This is a genomic window from Streptomyces sp. Pv4-95, from assembly GCF_045782725.1.
GTDB lineage: Bacteria > Actinomycetota > Actinomycetes > Streptomycetales > Streptomycetaceae > Streptomyces.
This window is the reverse complement of the sequence record NZ_CP127172.1, coordinates 4,457,804-4,472,605: the sequence shown is the minus strand read 5'-3', so window position 1 is coordinate 4,472,605 and position 14,802 is coordinate 4,457,804. Positions and strand designations below refer to the sequence as shown.

General features: G+C 71.4%; 14 protein-coding genes. 7 read left to right on the top strand and 7 right to left on the bottom strand.

All coding sequences use genetic code 11. The annotated features are described in order from the left end of the window. Positions 1-11: 11 nt before the first annotated feature. Complete coding sequence (locus tag QOM21_RS19575) at positions 12-653, bottom strand: TetR family transcriptional regulator (RefSeq protein ID WP_407551815.1); 642 nt, start codon at positions 651-653, stop codon at positions 12-14. A gap of 115 nt (positions 654-768) precedes the next feature. On the opposite strand from QOM21_RS19575, the gene QOM21_RS19570 reads away from it, so the two are divergent. Further along, complete coding sequence (locus QOM21_RS19570) at positions 769-2,445, top strand: FAD-dependent monooxygenase (RefSeq protein WP_407551813.1); 1,677 nt, start codon at positions 769-771, stop codon at positions 2,443-2,445. Here the strand turns inward: QOM21_RS19570 and QOM21_RS19565 are convergent. Further along, on the bottom strand, positions 2,402-3,130 hold the full coding sequence (locus tag QOM21_RS19565; RefSeq protein WP_407551811.1) for an AAA family ATPase: 729 nt from the start codon (positions 3,128-3,130) through the stop codon (positions 2,402-2,404). The genes QOM21_RS19570 and QOM21_RS19565 overlap by 44 nt on opposite strands. A gap of 139 nt (positions 3,131-3,269) precedes the next feature. On the opposite strand from QOM21_RS19565, the gene QOM21_RS19560 reads away from it, so the two are divergent. Both QOM21_RS19560 and QOM21_RS19555 read left to right on the top strand, forming a co-directional pair. Next, complete coding sequence (locus tag QOM21_RS19560) at positions 3,270-3,605, top strand: YnfA family protein (RefSeq protein ID WP_398553481.1); 336 nt, start codon at positions 3,270-3,272, stop codon at positions 3,603-3,605. A gap of 124 nt (positions 3,606-3,729) precedes the next feature. Continuing rightward, complete coding sequence (locus QOM21_RS19555) at positions 3,730-4,479, top strand: SDR family oxidoreductase (RefSeq protein WP_407551808.1); 750 nt, start codon at positions 3,730-3,732, stop codon at positions 4,477-4,479. 127 nt (positions 4,480-4,606) lie between these two features. On the opposite strand, the gene QOM21_RS19550 is transcribed toward QOM21_RS19555, so the two are convergent. Next, positions 4,607-5,800: an RtcB family protein gene (locus QOM21_RS19550; protein WP_407551806.1), complete on the bottom strand. Its 1,194-nt coding sequence runs from the start codon at positions 5,798-5,800 to the stop codon at positions 4,607-4,609. A 161-nt stretch (positions 5,801-5,961) separates the two neighbouring features. Here QOM21_RS19550 and QOM21_RS19545 point away from each other — a divergent pair, with 161 nt between their 5' ends. From QOM21_RS19545 to QOM21_RS19535, 3 genes are all read left to right on the top strand, one after another. Beyond that, entirely contained in the window at positions 5,962-6,870 is a 909-nt protein-coding gene (locus QOM21_RS19545) for a hypothetical protein (RefSeq protein WP_407551805.1), read from the top strand. Positions 6,871-7,081: 211 nt separating this feature from the next. After that, on the top strand, positions 7,082-7,792 hold the full coding sequence (locus QOM21_RS19540) for a DUF3558 family protein (RefSeq protein ID WP_407551803.1): 711 nt from the start codon (positions 7,082-7,084) through the stop codon (positions 7,790-7,792). Between the two features lie 125 nt (positions 7,793-7,917). After that, positions 7,918-9,288, top strand: a complete 1,371-nt coding sequence (locus QOM21_RS19535; protein WP_407551801.1) for a DUF2637 domain-containing protein — start codon at positions 7,918-7,920, stop codon at positions 9,286-9,288. Positions 9,289-9,346: 58 nt separating this feature from the next. Here QOM21_RS19535 and QOM21_RS19530 read toward each other — a convergent pair whose 3' ends face one another. Both QOM21_RS19530 and lysS read right to left on the bottom strand, forming a co-directional pair. Beyond that, the gene (locus tag QOM21_RS19530; RefSeq protein WP_407551799.1) at positions 9,347-9,562 is read right to left on the bottom strand and encodes a hypothetical protein; all 216 of its coding nucleotides are present in this window, start codon (positions 9,560-9,562) and stop codon (positions 9,347-9,349) included. Between the two features lie 122 nt (positions 9,563-9,684). Continuing rightward, complete coding sequence (gene lysS / locus QOM21_RS19525) at positions 9,685-11,421, bottom strand: lysine--tRNA ligase (protein ID WP_407551797.1); 1,737 nt, start codon at positions 11,419-11,421, stop codon at positions 9,685-9,687. 152 nt (positions 11,422-11,573) lie between these two features. Between lysS and argS the strand changes: the two genes are divergently transcribed. Beyond that, on the top strand, positions 11,574-13,349 hold the full coding sequence (gene argS / locus QOM21_RS19520; protein ID WP_407551795.1) for an arginine--tRNA ligase: 1,776 nt from the start codon (positions 11,574-11,576) through the stop codon (positions 13,347-13,349). 84 nt (positions 13,350-13,433) lie between these two features. Here the strand turns inward: argS and QOM21_RS19515 are convergent, their stop codons facing one another. Next, positions 13,434-13,610, bottom strand: a complete 177-nt coding sequence (locus QOM21_RS19515; protein WP_398553455.1) for a CsbD family protein — start codon at positions 13,608-13,610, stop codon at positions 13,434-13,436. A gap of 176 nt (positions 13,611-13,786) precedes the next feature. Next, on the bottom strand, positions 13,787-14,776 hold the full coding sequence (gene hemB / locus QOM21_RS19510; protein WP_407551794.1) for a porphobilinogen synthase: 990 nt from the start codon (positions 14,774-14,776) through the stop codon (positions 13,787-13,789). Between the last annotated feature and the right edge of the window lie 26 nt (positions 14,777-14,802).

Below are 14,802 nucleotides of genomic sequence, written 5' to 3'. Positions count from 1 at the left end.
GGCCCCGACCGTCAGGAGGGCTCCGGTCCGTCCGGGCTCTCGGCCGTCAGATAGCGCTGGATCGTGGGGGCCAGCCAGGCGACGACCTCGTCGTGGCCGAGGCCGACGGCCGGCGGGAAGTGCAGCACATAGCGGCACAGCGCCATCCCGAGGATCTGCGAGGCGATCAGCGCGGCACGGGCCGGCGCCTCCTCGGGAACCGGGCACACGGCGGCGAGCACCGGGCGCACCTGGCTTGCGAACACGCCGCGCACCCGGTCCGCGCCCGCCTCGTTGGTGACGCCGACGCGGAGCATGCCGGTCAGCGTCTCGTCGCCCTCCCAGCGCTCCAGGAAGTGGCGTACGAGCCGGGCGCCGAGTTCGTCACGCGGCACTCCGCTGAGGTCGGGGGCGCGCACCTCGATCTCCGAAGCGGCCGCGAACAAGCCCTCCTTGTTGCCGTAGTAGCGCATCACCATCGACGGGTCGATGCCGGCCTCGCGCGCGATGGCGCGGATGGTGGCGCGCTCGTAGCCGTCGGCGGCGAAGCGGTCCTTCGCGGCGGCGAGGATCGCGGCGCGGGTGACCTCGGAGCGGCGGGGGCGGGCGGGGCCCCCGGAGGCGGGTTCCCCGGGCGCGGGCGCGGCCTCGGCGGGCGGTGCGGATTCGGCCATGCCCACAAATGTAGGCCAACGCTCGTTGACATGCCAGAAGCGGCCGCTCTACGCTTGCCAACAAGCGTTGACCAACACGCGTTGACCCACATGCGTTGGCACAGGAGGGGCAGCCATGACGGACACCCACCGCGAACCCGGCACCACCGACCCGAGCAGCGCCACGCACACCGATCCGGACACCGGCCGGAGCGCCACTCCGGACACCGGCGCGGGCCCCGGCCCGGGCGTCTCCCCCGTCCGCCCGCCCGGCGACCGGGCCGATGCCCAGGACGCCGATGTCCTCGTCGTCGGGGCAGGTCCCACGGGCCTGCTGCTGGCCGGGGATCTCGCCGAGGCCGGGCTGCGCGTCACCCTCCTGGAGCGGCGCCCCGACACGATCAGCAACCTCACCCGCGCGCTGGCCGTACACGCCCGCACCCTGGAGCAGCTCGACGCCCGCGGACTCGCCGACGAGCTGGTCGCCGGCGGCCACCCGCTCAGCGGGCTCCGCCTCTTCGGCAGCGCCACCCTCGACCCGACGGCACTCCCGTCCCGATTCCCGTTCGTGCTGATCACCCCGCAGTTCGAGGTGGAGAGGCTGCTGGAGCGGCGCGCCCGCCGGGCCGGCGTCACCTTCCGGTACGACAGCGAGGTGCTGGGCCTGGAGCAGGACGCCGGCGGCGTGACGGCCCGTGTCCGTGACCCGCGGGGCGTCCGCGGCATCCGCGCCGCGTATCTGGTCGGCACCGACGGCCTCCGCAGCACCATCCGTGAGGCCCTCGGTCTGCCCTTCCCCGGGAAGTCCGTCATCCGCTCCCTCGTCCTCGCCGACGTTCGCCTCGCGCAGGAGCCCGACTCCCCCTTCACCGTCAACGCCACCAGTGACGCACTGGCCCTGATCGGCTCCTTCGGCGACGGCTGGTACCGCGTCATCGGCTGGAACCGCCACCGCCAGGCCGACGACTCCGTCCCGGCCGACCTCGACGAGGTCCGCACCGTCACCCGGCTCGCCCTCGGCAGCGACTACGGCATGCACGACGCCCGCTGGATCTCCCGCTTCCACAGCGACGAACGCCAGGTGCCGGACTACCGCGTGGGCCGCGTCTTCCTCGCAGGCGACGCCGCCCATGTGCACTCCCCCGCCGGCGGCCAGGGCATGAACACCGGGCTGCAGGACGCCGCCAACCTCGGCTGGAAGCTCGCCGCGGTGCTGCGCGGCCGCGCCCCCGACAGCCTGCTGGACAGCTATCACGCCGAGCGTCACCCGGTGGGCAAGCAGGTCCTGCGCAGCAGCGGCGCCATCGTCCGGCTCGCGCTGCTGCACACCCCGCCGGGGCGCGTGGCCCGCGCCCTCGTGGCCCAGCTCCTCAACCGTCTTCGGCCGCTCTCCCGGCGCGCGATGCTCAACCTCTCCGGTATCGGCATCACCTACGCGGCCCCGCCCGGCGCCCACCCGCTCACCGGCCGCCGCGCCCCCGACCTCCGCCTCGCCGACGGCAACCGCCTCTACGCACTCCTGCGCCAGGGCAGGTTCGTCCTCATCACCCCGGCCGACGAAACCGCCGGGCAGCCCGCCGACGACCGCTTCCTGCACACCTCCTGGGAAGGTGCTCGGCGCACGGCGCTCCTGGTGCGCCCGGACGGCTACATCGCCTGGGCCGACGACTCCGCCGCCCCCGCCGAGCGTGCCTCAGCGCTCCATGACGCCCTCAGCCACTGGACCGGCGCCACCCCGGCTCCCGAAGCCGCCCGCGCGCCCGGCAGCCTCACCCCGGGAGCACATGCCGTAGATACGCCTGCGGGTCCTTGAGGTAGCGGCGCCAGTGATCGACGAGACCCAGCTCCGCCCACTGCGCCTGCCGCATGCCGTGGTCGCCGACCTCGACGATCGCGGCACCGGGCAGCGCCGTCAGCAGCGGTGAGTGCGTGGCGCAGATGATCTGCGCACCACCGCTCCCCAAGTCGCTCATCAACCCGACCAGTTCAAGACAGGACGTGAAGGACAGCGCGGCCTCCGGCTCGTCCATCACATACAGCCCCGGCTGGGCGAACTTCTCCCGGAAGGCCATCAAGAAGCCCTCCCCATGGCTCATGTCGCCCGGGGACTGCGACAGCCGCTCCCGGCTCAGCGCCTCCAGAGCCGTCTCGGCCCGAAGGAAGAAGCCACGCCTGCAGGTGCGCGGTCCACGCACCATCCGGCGCCCCACCGACGTCGGGTCGAACCGCATCGCCCGGCCGAGCACCGACGGCTCCCGCGATCCCGCGTACTTGTACCCGGCCGAACCGCCGTAGGGATCCACCCCGAACGCCTCCGCCAGCGCCTCCGCCAGCGTCGACTTCCCCGAGCCGTTCTCCCCCACGAGGAACGTCACCGGCGCGCGGAACGGCAGCCCCTCCTCCACCAGCTGCCGCACACACGGCACCGTCCAGGGCCAGCCGTCCTCCGCCGTCCCCTCCCCCTGCGGAAGGTCCACGTAAGCACGTTCGATGAGCATGCCCCGAAGCTCTCACACCCCACTGACACCCGCCCCGCACCCGACGGGCGCGCCCGCCCACGACTCCTCCCTACGCCTCCGTTTCCCAACGTTCCCCCGACGTTCCCGACGCCTCGCGTCCCGTCCTTACGCTGTCCGCATGCTGATCGCCCGCTCCGTCCTGCTGTTCGTCCTGGCCGCCCTCTTCGAGATCGGCGGCGCCTGGCTGGTCTGGCAAGGAGTCCGCGAGCACCGGGGCTGGCTCTGGATCGGCGCCGGAGTGATCGCCCTCGGCGTGTACGGCTTTGCCGCCACGCTCCAGCCGGACGCCGAGTTCGGCCGGATCCTCGCCGCGTACGGCGGCGTGTTCGTCGCCGGCTCGCTGGCGTGGGGCATGGTCGCGGACGGCTACCGCCCCGACCGCTGGGACGTCATCGGCGCCCTGATCTGCCTGGCCGGCATGGCCGTGATCATGTATGCGCCGCGGGGCCGCTGACCACGGCTGCATATCCTGGCCGGGCACCGCGGGCACACCCGCGGACCGCGATCCGGCAGACCGCAGCCGCCGTTCCGCACCCGAAGCGGCGCGCACCACACGCCACAGGCCCGAGGAGAGCGCCATGACCGCCGACGCCCGTACCGCCGTCGTCACCGGAGCCAGCAGCGGCATCGGCGCCGCGACCGCGCGAGCGCTGGCCGAGGCCGGCTACCGCGTGGTGCTGACCGCCCGCCGCAAGGACCGCATCGAGGCACTCGCCGCCGAGCTGCCGCACGCCGAGGCGTACGCCCTCGATGTCACCGACCGCGCGGCGGTCGACGCCTTCGCGGCCGGCCTGGACCGCTGCGACGTCCTGGTCAACAACGCCGGCGGAGCCCTCGGCGCGGAGCCCGTCGCCACCGGGGACCCCGCCGACTGGCGCGCGATGTACGAGGTCAACGTGCTCGGCGTCCTCCACACCACCCAGGCGCTGCTGCCCGCGCTGACGGCCTCGGGCGACGGCACCGTCGTGGTGCTGTCGTCCACCGCCGGCCTCGCCACCTACGAGGGCGGCGGCGGCTATGTGGCCGCCAAGCACGGCGCACACGTCCTCGCCGAGACCCTCCGCCTGGAACTGTGCGGACAGCCCGTACGCGTCATCGAGGTCGCCCCCGGCATGGTCAAGACCGACGAGTTCGCCACGACCCGCTTCCGCGGCGACGAGGCCAAGGCCGCCAAGGTCTACGAAGGCGTCGCGGAACCGCTCAGCGCCGACGATGTCGCCGACACCATCGCCTGGGCGATCACCCGCCCCTCGCACGTCAACATCGACCTGCTGGTGGTCCGCCCGCGCGCCCAGGCATCCAACTCCAAGGTGCACCGCACGACATGACACCTCGGTGCGGCACCCCGTCCGCACCGGACCCCGCACGGCAAGGAGCCGGGACACCCTCCTCGGGCGTCCCGGCTCCTTGCCACATCGGCAGCGCGACCGTCCACGAACGGCCCCGCCCACCGGCTCAGCCCTTCACGCACACCAGCTGCTTGAGCTTGGCGACGACCTCCACCAGGTCCCGCTGCTGATCGATGACCTTCTCGATCGGCTTGTACGCACCGGGGATCTCATCCACCACACCGGAGTCCTTACGGCACTCCACGCCCTGCGTCTGCTCCTCCAGATCCCGCGTGGAGAAGCGCTTCTTCGCGGCGTTCCGGCTCATCTTCCGACCGGCGCCGTGCGAGGCGGAGTTGAAGGACGCCGAGTTGCCGAGGCCCTTGACGATGTACGAACCGGTGCCCATGGAGCCCGGAATGATGCCGTACTCGCCACTGCCCGCCCGGATCGCGCCCTTGCGGGTCACCAGCAGGTCCATCCCGTCGTACCGCTCCTCCGCCACGTAGTTGTGGTGGCAGGAGATCACCGGCTCGAACGTCGGACGCGCCTTCTTGAACTCCTTGCGGACGACGTCCTGGAAGAGCGCCATCATGATCGCGCGGTTGTTCTTGGCGTACTCCTGGGCCCAGAACAGGTCGTTGCGGTACGCCTCCATCTGCGGGGTGTCCGAGACGAAGACGGCGAGGTCGCGGTCGACCAGCCCCTGGTTGTGCGGCAGCTTCTGCGCCTGCCCGATATGGAAGTCGGCCAGCTCCTTGCCGATGTTCCGGGAGCCGGAGTGCAGCATCAGCCACACCGCGCCCGACTCGTCCAGGCAGAACTCGATGAAGTGGTTGCCGCCGCCCAGCGAGCCCATCTGCTTCACGGCCCGCTCCTCACGGAACTTGACCGCCGACGCGACCCCGTCGAACCGCGCCCAGAAGTCGTCCCACCCGGCCGACGGGAATCCGTGCATCCGGCCCGGCTCGACCGGACTGTCGTGCATCGCGCGGCCGACCGGGATGGCCTCCTCGATCTTGGAGCGGAGCCGGGAGAGATCACCCGGGAGATCCTCCGCGGTGAGCGAGGTCTTCACCGCGCTCATCCCGCAGCCGATGTCGACGCCGACCGCCGCCGGGCAGACCGCGCCGTGCATCGCGATCACCGAGCCGACGGTGGCCCCCTTGCCGTAGTGCACGTCCGGCATCACGGCGAGGCCCTTGATCCACGGCAGCGTGGCGACATTGCGCAGCTGCTGCATGGCGACACCCTCGACCGTGGACGGGTCCGCCCACATCCGGATCGGCACCTGTGCACCAGGCACCTCGGTGTACGACATGACTCCCCCATTCCCCCGAAAAAACATAAAACGCAAAAGGCGGACAACTCATCCCATGTAGGACGGTGGACCGGCGTTCGCGGCAAGACGTGCGGTACACATTGTGTCCATCGCCCGCCGCCCGGCGGCAACCGCATTTCGCAGGGAAGGAGCCGCGAACGATGCCACGCAAGTCGTTCGTACCCGGCGCCGCACTGGTGGCCGCCGCGGCCCTGACCGTCGGCCTCGCCGGCTGCACCGGCGGCTCCAGCACCGATGACGACGCCGCCGACGCCAAGGCCGGCGGCGCCAGCTCGTCGAGCCAGGCAGCCGAGCCCGGCCGCTACCAGACCCTCCCGGAGGCGTGCGGCCTGCCCGCCCGCGGCACGGTCCGGGGCATGCTGCCCGGCGACGGCCGGCAGCCCTCGCAGGCCGAGGCGGAGAAGATCTACGGCGGCGAGGCCGACATCACCTACGACACCGACCGCCGCGTCGGCTGCCGCTGGAAGCGCGAGACCGCCGCGGGCACCCGCCATCTGAGCCTGGACATCCAGCGGGTGGTCTCCTACGACGCCGCCGTCAGCGACGACGACAAGGCGCAGGAGATCTACGCGGACAAGGAGCTGGCCGCGGACATCCCGTCCGGCGACGCCGGCTCGACCGCGCCGACCTCCCCGCCCGCGTCCCCGTCCGCGACGAACAGCAAGGGAGCCGGGACGGGCAAGGCGACCGGAGCGGCCGACGGGGCCGGAGCGGGCAAGGGCTCCGCGGCGGGCAAGGCCCCCGACGACGCCGGCAAGACGTCCGCCGACCCCTCGACGTCCTCCGACACGAGCACGGCCCCGGACAGCTCCATCGCTCCGCGCGTGCTGGACGACCTCGGCGACGCGGCGTTCCTCAACGACAAACTGATCACCGCGGACTCCGGTGTGCACCGAGATGTGACTGTGGTCTTCCGCACGTCGAATGTGATTGTGACGATCGGGTACGACCAGTGGTCCACCGACAAGTCGATGTTGCCCGAGAGCCAGGAATTGCAGGACAGGGCCCGTTCGCTGGCCGGCGAGCTGGTCGAGCGGTTCAACGAATAGTCCCTTGAGTCCGGATAGGACCATTCACCCCTTAGTGGCGAGTGAATCCCCTTTGTCCGATGTCGCAAACGACACGAATCGGCCACCCGGCCCGTTCCGCCGCGTACCGTGCCGTCTAGCCCTGCCCTGCGTGTGCGGCAGAGCTCGCCGCCACGGGCGACCCCCACGGTCGCACCGCGCCGACTTCACGACGACGAACAGCGAAGGAACCATGCACCGTTCAGCCAAGCGACTCGCCAGCCTTCTCGCCTGCGCCGCAGTACCGGTGATGCTCGTCGCCGGCTGCTCCGGCTCGGACTCCAAGGACTCCGGCGACTCCGCCTCCTCGGACACCGCCGGCAAGGCGGGCAGCCCCTCGCCGACCGTCGCGGCCGCGAAGTACAAGAAGCTGCCGAACCCGTGCGAGGCGTTCTCCAAGGACACCGTCAAGAAGCTGCTGCCCGAGGTGAAGGACGAGTCCGGGGAGCGGGGCAAGTCCAACGACAACTCCGCGCACGGCACCTGCGCCTGGAACAGCTCGGACGCCCAGGGCGTCGACGGCACCCAGTTCCGCTGGCTGGACATCGGCTACCAGCGCTACGACTCCGAGGCGTCGCTCGGTTCCGGCGAGCAGCGCGCCCGGGAGTTCTACGGCAAGCAGGTCGCCGGCGCGAAGACGACCGAGAACGCCAAGAAGGTCAAGACGGTCCAGTCCTCCGGTACCGGCGACGAGGCGACCTCGGTCACCTACGACCTGAAGAAGGACGACAACGACTTCAAGAACACGACGGTGGTCGCCCGTACGGCCAACATCGTGGTGACCCTCAACTACAACGGCGCGGGCCTGGCCGGCGGCGACACCCCCAAGTCCGACGACCTGCTGAAGAAGGCCCAGGCCGCCGCCAAGGAAGCGGTCACCGCGGCCATCAAGGCGAACAGCTGACGTCCCGCTGACCGCACCGCGTCCCTGACGGCCCCCGGCCCCGCCGGGGGCACCTGCGGCGGCGGCCGGCGAACAGGTGTGCCACCCTAGGCGCGTCATGTCGCCGAGGCCGGGAGGGACCGCGGGTGTCCGCGACGCAGACGGCGCAGTTGACTCGTACCCACCGCATCCTGATCGGTGTGGTCATCGCCGGGGCTGCGCTGATCGCGGCCATCGGATTCGCGGGCTCCTACGCGGCGGTGCGCGAGCTGGCCGAGAAGAAGGGCTTCGGCGGCTTCTCGGTCTTCTTCCCCATCGGCATCGACGCCGGGATCGTCGTGCTGCTCGCCCTGGATCTGCTGCTGACGTGGATCCGCATCCCGTTTCCGCTGCTGCGCCAGACCGCGTGGCTGCTGACCGCGGCGACCATCGCGTTCAACGGCGCGACCGCCTGGCCCGACCCGCTCGGCGTCGGCATGCACGCGGTGATCCCGCTGCTGTTCGTGGTGGCCGTCGAGGCCGCCCGGCACGCCGTCGGGCGCATCGCGGACATCACCGCCGACAAGCACATGGAGGGCGTCCGGCTGACCCGCTGGCTGCTCGCCTTCCCCTCCACGTTCCGGTTGTGGCGCCGCATGAAGCTGTGGGAGCTGCGCTCCTACGAGCAGGTCATCCAGCTGGAGCAGGACCGGCTGGTCTACCAGGCGCGGCTGCGGGCCCGCTACGGGCGGGCGTGGCGCCGCCGGGCACCTGTCGAGTCGCTGATGCCGTTGCGGCTGGCGCGTTACGGCGTACCGCTGGCCAGGACCGCGCCCGCCGGCCTCGCCGCGGCCGGCATCGCGCCGGCGGCCCTGATGCCCTCGGGCACGGCCACGGAGGACCGGTTCGCGCCCGTCCCGCCGGTGGCCCCCGGGCCGGGCGACGCCGCGGGGCCGCCGCAGGAGACGGCCGCCGCCCTCACCGACCGCACGGATGCCGAGACCGCGCCGCCCCGTACGGCCGCCGCCGAACCGGAGATCAGCCATGCGCTGTCCGAGGAACCGTCCGCGCCCGAGGCCGGACAGGACGCCGCGGCACCGCAGTTGACCGTTCCGGTGGGTCCGGGCCGCAGCCGACCGCTGGGCAGTGCCGGTGGTGCGCTGCCGATCCCCGAGCAGCGCGGCGGCGGTCCGGTCGACGAGGCCGGGCCCGTACCGGCCGCGGCGCCCGAACCCGAGGCGTACGCCGAGCCCGCCGACCCGGCCGCCGGCTTCGCCCCGGACCCCGGGCAGCTGCCGCCGCTCAGCTCGCTGCCGGACGACGTCCCGCGGGACGAGGCGTACTTCACCGCCTTCCGCGCCTATGTCGCGGAGAAGAACGGGTTCCCCGACTCCCGGCAGTTCGGCCGGTATCTCCTGGACTTCTACGGCGTGACCGGCCGGGACGGCGGCCCACTGTCCGAGGGCTATCTGCGGGGCTTCGTACGGGACTTCCGGCTGCGGCTCCGCATGGAGATGGAGACCGAGCACATTCCGTAGCCCGCACCCGTGCCGGGCGGCGCCGCGCGCGAGCCCGGCAGGGTCCGGACGGCAGGCCCTAGACCGCCTCGCCCCCCGACCGCGCCTTCTTGCGTTTCTTGTCCGTCTCCTCCCAGGCGATCAGCGCGACGCCGGCCGCGAAGATGCCGACGTAGGCGACCGACGGCAGCGCGAACCAGTGGGGCAGCAGACCCCAGGCGCCGTCGAAGAACACCTGGCCGATGAAGCCCAGAGCCCCCTGAAGCATGACGATGAAGCCGAAGAAACCTCTCATGCCTCCAGCGTGACGGGCCCGGCCCCGGGGATCCTCCTCCCTGGGGCCGAACCCGTGTCACTCCGAAGTCGCAGTCGCGCGCGGGGCCCTACGCCTCGCGTCCCGCGACCACCGCCCGCGATTCAGCCGCCGAGCAGCTTGCGCACCCGGTCCGCGCCGACCGCCAGCAGCAGCGTGGGCAGCCGCGGCCCGGTCTCCCGGCTGACGAGCAGCTTGTAGAGCAGCGCGAAGAACTGCCGCTGGGCGACCTTCAGCTCCGGGGTGGGCTTGGCGTCCGGTGCGAGGCCCGCGCGGATCTTCGGGACGCCGTAGACCAGCGCGGTCAGGCCGTCCAGGGACCAGTGCTCGTCGAGCCCGTCGAGGAGCAGCCGCATCGAGGCGCGCGCCTCGTCGTCGAGGGAGCCGAGCAGCTCCTCGTCCGGCTCGTCCCGCACGATGGTGCGCTGCTCGGCAGGGACCTGGGTGGTGATCCAGTACTCGGCCCTGTCGAGCCGCGGCCGGGTCTCCTCCAGCGAGGTCACCGGGTTCTCCGGGTCGAGTTCGCCCAGGATGCGCAACGTCTGCTCGTCGTGGCCCGCGGTGATGTCCATGACCGAGGCCAGGGTGCGGTAGGGCAGCGGGCGGGGCGTCCTGGGCAGCTCGCCCGCGGCGGTGCCGATGGCGCGGGCGTAGGCCGCGGCGTCGGCCGGCTGCACCGTGCCGTCCGCGATCTTCCGCTCCAGGGCGTCCCACTCGTCGTACAGCCGCTGGATCTCCTGGTCGAAGGCGATCTTGAAGGACTGGTTGGGGCGGCGACGGGCGTACAGCCAGCGCAGCAGAGGCGCCTCCATGATCTTCAGGGCGTCGCCCGGGGTGGGCACACCGCCCTTGGAGGAGGACATCTTGGCCATGCCGCTGATGCCGACGAAGGCGTACATCGGGCCGATCGGCTGATCGGCGCCGAAGATCTCGCGCACGATCTGGCCGCCGACGACGAACGACGAGCCGGGCGAGCTGTGGTCGACGCCGCTGGGCTCGAAGACGACGCCTTCGTAGGCCCAGCGCATCGGCCAGTCGACCTTCCAGACCAGCTTGCCGTGGTCGAACTCCCGCAGCACGACGGTCTCGGCGTGGCCGCACGCGGTGCAGCTGTAGGCCAGCTCGGTGCTCTCGTCGTCGTAGGAGGTGACCGTGGTCAGGTCCTTCTCGCAGACCGTGCAGTAGGGCTTGTACGGGAAGTAGCCCGCGCCGCCCGCGCTGCCGTCGTCCTCGCTCGCCGCGCCGGAGCCCTCCGCGGCCTCCAGCTCCGCCTCGTCGACCGGCTTCTGCTGCTTCTGGCCCTGCTTCTTGGGGGCGCCGGTCGCCTTGTCCTTGGTGCGGTAGCGGTCCAGCACGCCGTCGATCTCCGAGCGGTGCTTCATCGCGTGCAGGACCTGCTCGCGGTAGGCGCCGGAGGTGTACTGCTCGGTCTGGCTGATGCCGCGGTACTCGACGCCCATCTCCTGCAGGGCGGCTTCCATGGCCACCTTGAAGTGCTCGGCCCAGCTGCCGTACGGGCTGCCGGGCGGGGCGGGCACGGACGTCAGCGGCTTGCCGATGTGCTCGGCCCACGAGGGGTCGACGCCGGCCGGGACCTTGCGGTACCGGTCGTAGTCGTCCCAGCTCAGGATGTGTTCGCAGGCGTAGCCGCGGCGCCGGATCTCGTCGGCGACGAGGTGCGGCGTCATGACCTCGCGGAGGTTGCCGAGGTGGATGGGGCCGGACGGGCTCAGACCCGAGGCGCAGACGATCGGTTTGCCGGGAGCGCGGCGCTCCGCCTCGGCAATGACCTCGTCCGCGAACCTGGAGACCCAGTCGGTCTCGGTGCTCTGCTGAGCCACGATCGGCCCTTCCTCTTCCTTTTGCGCCGTCCGGCGCACAAAAGCCTGACGGCACCCATTCTCCCAGACGTCCTCCGGGCGGAAATTCAGTGGTAGTGCCGTGGGATACTCGTTGGCAAACCCTTTCCACTCCAACGGAACGGCTCTTCTCCATGGCCTCGGTCACCTCGCTCGCAGCTTCGGTACACCAGCGCGTCGCGGACGCCCTCTCGGCAGCCCTGCCGGAGGCCGGCGCCGCCGACCCGCTGCTGCGACGAAGCGACCGGGCCGACTTCCAGGCCAACGGCATGCTGGCGCTCGCGAAGAAGCTCAAGGGCAACCCGCGGGAGCTGGCCGCGCAGGTCGTCGAGGGCATCCCGGCCGGCGACGGCGCGGTGATCAAGGAGGTCGAGGTCTCCGGGCCCGGCTTCCTCAACATCACCGTCGCGGACGAGGCGATCATCAAGACGCTCGCCGAGCGCGCCGCCGACGACCGCCTCGGCGTGCCGTACGCCACGGCGCCCGGCACCACCGTCATCGACTACGCGCAGCCCAACGTCGCCAAGGAGATGCACGTCGGCCATCTGCGGTCCGCCGTGATCGGCGCCGCGATGACCGAGATCCTGGAGTTCACCGGCGAGAAGGTCGTCCGCAGGCACCACATCGGCGACTGGGGCACCCAGTTCGGCATGCTCATCCAGTACCTCATCGAGCACCCGCACGAGCTGGACCACGAGGGCGGCGCGGTCTCCGGTGAGGAGGCCATGTCCAACCTCAACCGGCTCTACAAGGCCTCGCGCGGCCTCTTCGACTCCGACGAGGAGTTCAAGGAGCGGGCCCGCCGCCGGGTCGTGGACCTCCAGGCGGGGGACGAGGAGACCCTCGCCCTGTGGCGGCGGTTCGTCGACGAGTCGAAGATCTACTTCTACTCGGTCTTCAACAAGCTCGACATGGAGATCCGCGATGTCGACGTGGTCGGCGAGTCCGGCTACAACGACATGCTGGAGGAGACCTGCCGCATCCTGGAGGAGACCGGCGTCGCGGTCCGCTCCGACGGTGCGCTCTGCGTCTTCTTCGACGATGTGAAGGGCCCGGACGGCAATCCGACCCCGCTGATCGTCAAGAAGTCCAACGGCGGCTACGGCTACGCCGCCACCGACCTCTCCGCGATCCGCGACCGCGTCCAGAACCTCGGCGCGTCCACCCTGCTGTACGTCGTCGACGCCCGCCAGTCGCTGCACTTCAAGATGGTCTTCGAGACCGCCCGCCGGGCCGGCTGGCTGGGCGACAAGGTCGACGCCGTCCAGCTCGCATTCGGCACGGTCCTCGGCAAGGACGGCAAGCCGTTCAAGACCCGTGAGGGCGAGACGGTGCGGCTGGTGGATCTCCTCGACGAGGCGATCGAGCGGGCGACGACGGTCGTGCGCGAGAAGAACAACGAGAAGATCGCGCTCACCGAGGAGGAGATCGTCGCGAACGGTGTCCAGATCGGCATCGGCGCGGTGAAGTACGCCGACCTCTCGACGTCCGCCTCCCGCGACTACAAGTTCGACCTGGACCAGATGGTCTCGCTCAACGGCGACACCTCGGTGTACCTCCAGTACGCGTACGCCCGTATCCAGTCGATCCTGCGGCTCAGCGGCGACGCCCGGCCCGCGGCCCACCCCGAGCTCGAACTCGCCCCGGCCGAGCGGGCGCTGGGCCTGCACCTCGACCAGTTCTCCGAGGTCCTGGCCGAGGTCGCCGGCTCCTTCGAGCCGCACAAGCTCGCCGCGTACCTCTACCAGCTCGCGTCCCTCTACACGACCTTCTACGACCAGTGCCCGGTCCTGAAGGCCGAGGGCGGCCCGGACCAGATCGCCAACCGGCTGTTCCTGTGCGACCTGACGGCCCGCACCCTGCACCAGGGCATGGCGCTGCTCGGCATCCGCACCCCCGAGCGCCTCTGACGGCAACCGCCGGCGGCTTCGCCCCGCCGGCGCCCGGACACACGTCGCCCCCGCCCGGCCGGAGCCGGACGGGGGCGCTGTGCGTCAATGCCCTCGCATCGTGTGCTTGGCCTTCTGCGCGGAGTCCAGCGAGTGGCCCGCGGATTTCTCCGCCCGGCCCTCCGCCTGCATCCGACGGTTGCCCATCGCTCGGCCGGCGGCTTCCTTGACGGTGCCGCGAGCCTGCGCGCCCTTGGCCTGCATCGTGCGCTTGGCAGTCATGGTGTTCCCTCTCCTCGATCGGTCGGGGTCTTCCTTGACATCAGGGCGCGTGCCCGGGACCCACCGGGCGAAACCCGCCGCGATGAAGCGCTCCACGACGAAGCTCCCGCCCCCGGTTGCCCGGGAACGGGAGCCACAGCGGGGCGGGCACCGCGCCGGCACCCGCCCCGCACACTTCAAAGACCCTGCGCGACCTCCGTCGCCCAGTAGGTCAGGATCATGTTGGCGCCCGCCCGCTTGATACCCGTCAGCGTCTCCAGGATCGCCCTGTCGCGGTCGATCCAGCCCTTCTCGGCGGCGGCCTCGACCATCGCGTACTCACCGGAGATCTGGTACGCCGCGACCGGCACGTCCACCGCGTCCGCGATCTTCGCCAGGACGTCGAGGTACGGCAGCGCCGGCTTGACCATGACCATGTCGGCGCCCTCCTCCAGGTCGAGCGCCAGCTCCCGCAGCGACTCGCGGAGGTTGGCCGGGTCCTGCTGGTAGGTCTTGCGGTCGCCCTTGAGCGAGGAGCCGACGGCCTCGCGGAACGGCCCGTAGAACGCCGAGGAGTACTTCGCGGTGTAGGCGAGGATCGAGACGTCCTCGTGGCCGGTCTGGTCCAGCGCGTCCCGGATCACCCCGACCTGACCGTCCATCATGCCGCTGGGGCCCACCGCGTGGACGCCCGCGTCGGCCTGGACCTGCGCCATCTCGGCGTACCGCTCCAGCGACGCGTCGTTGTCGACCCGGCCGTCGGAGTCCAGCACACCGCAGTGGCCGTGATCGGTGTACTCGTCCAGGCACAGGTCCGACATGATCACGAGATCGTCGCCCACCTCGGCCCGTACGTCCCGGATGGCGACCTGGAGGATGCCGTCCGGGTCCGTGCCCGCCGTACCGGCCGCGTCCTTCTTCTCGTCCTCCGGCACCCCGAAGAGCATGATCCCGGCGACCCCCGCCTCGACCGCTTCCGCGGCTGCCTTGCGCAGCGTGTCGCGGGTGTGCTGGACGACGCCCGGCATCGCGGAGATCGGCACCGGCTCCGAGATGCCCTCGCGGACGAACGCCGGGAGGATCAGGTCCGCCGGATGCAGGCGGTACTCCGCGACCATCCGCCGCATGGCGGGGGTGGTGCGCAGCCGACGCGGCCGCGCCCCGGGGAAGCTTCCGTACTTCGTCATACAGCAACGCTACGCCCGCCCCACCC

Coding starts and splice junctions, on each gene's coding strand:
- QOM21_RS19540 (WP_407551803.1), top strand. CDS start 7,082: ATGCACCGTTCAGCCAAGCGACTCGCCAGCCTTCTCGCCTGCGCCGCA.
- QOM21_RS19515 (WP_398553455.1), bottom strand. CDS start 13,610: ATGACTGCCAAGCGCACGATGCAGGCCAAGGGCGCGCAGGCTCGCGGC.
- QOM21_RS19555 (WP_407551808.1), top strand. CDS start 3,730: ATGACCGCCGACGCCCGTACCGCCGTCGTCACCGGAGCCAGCAGCGGC.
- QOM21_RS19550 (WP_407551806.1), bottom strand. CDS start 5,800: ATGTCGTACACCGAGGTGCCTGGTGCACAGGTGCCGATCCGGATGTGG.
- QOM21_RS19575 (WP_407551815.1), bottom strand. CDS start 653: ATGGCCGAATCCGCACCGCCCGCCGAGGCCGCGCCCGCGCCCGGGGAA.
- QOM21_RS19545 (WP_407551805.1), top strand. CDS start 5,962: ATGCCACGCAAGTCGTTCGTACCCGGCGCCGCACTGGTGGCCGCCGCG.
- QOM21_RS19570 (WP_407551813.1), top strand. CDS start 769: ATGACGGACACCCACCGCGAACCCGGCACCACCGACCCGAGCAGCGCC.
- QOM21_RS19560 (WP_398553481.1), top strand. CDS start 3,270: ATGCTGATCGCCCGCTCCGTCCTGCTGTTCGTCCTGGCCGCCCTCTTC.
- QOM21_RS19530 (WP_407551799.1), bottom strand. CDS start 9,562: ATGAGAGGTTTCTTCGGCTTCATCGTCATGCTTCAGGGGGCTCTGGGC.
- argS (WP_407551795.1), top strand. CDS start 11,574: ATGGCCTCGGTCACCTCGCTCGCAGCTTCGGTACACCAGCGCGTCGCG.
- QOM21_RS19565 (WP_407551811.1), bottom strand. CDS start 3,130: ATGCTCATCGAACGTGCTTACGTGGACCTTCCGCAGGGGGAGGGGACG.
- hemB (WP_407551794.1), bottom strand. CDS start 14,776: ATGACGAAGTACGGAAGCTTCCCCGGGGCGCGGCCGCGTCGGCTGCGC.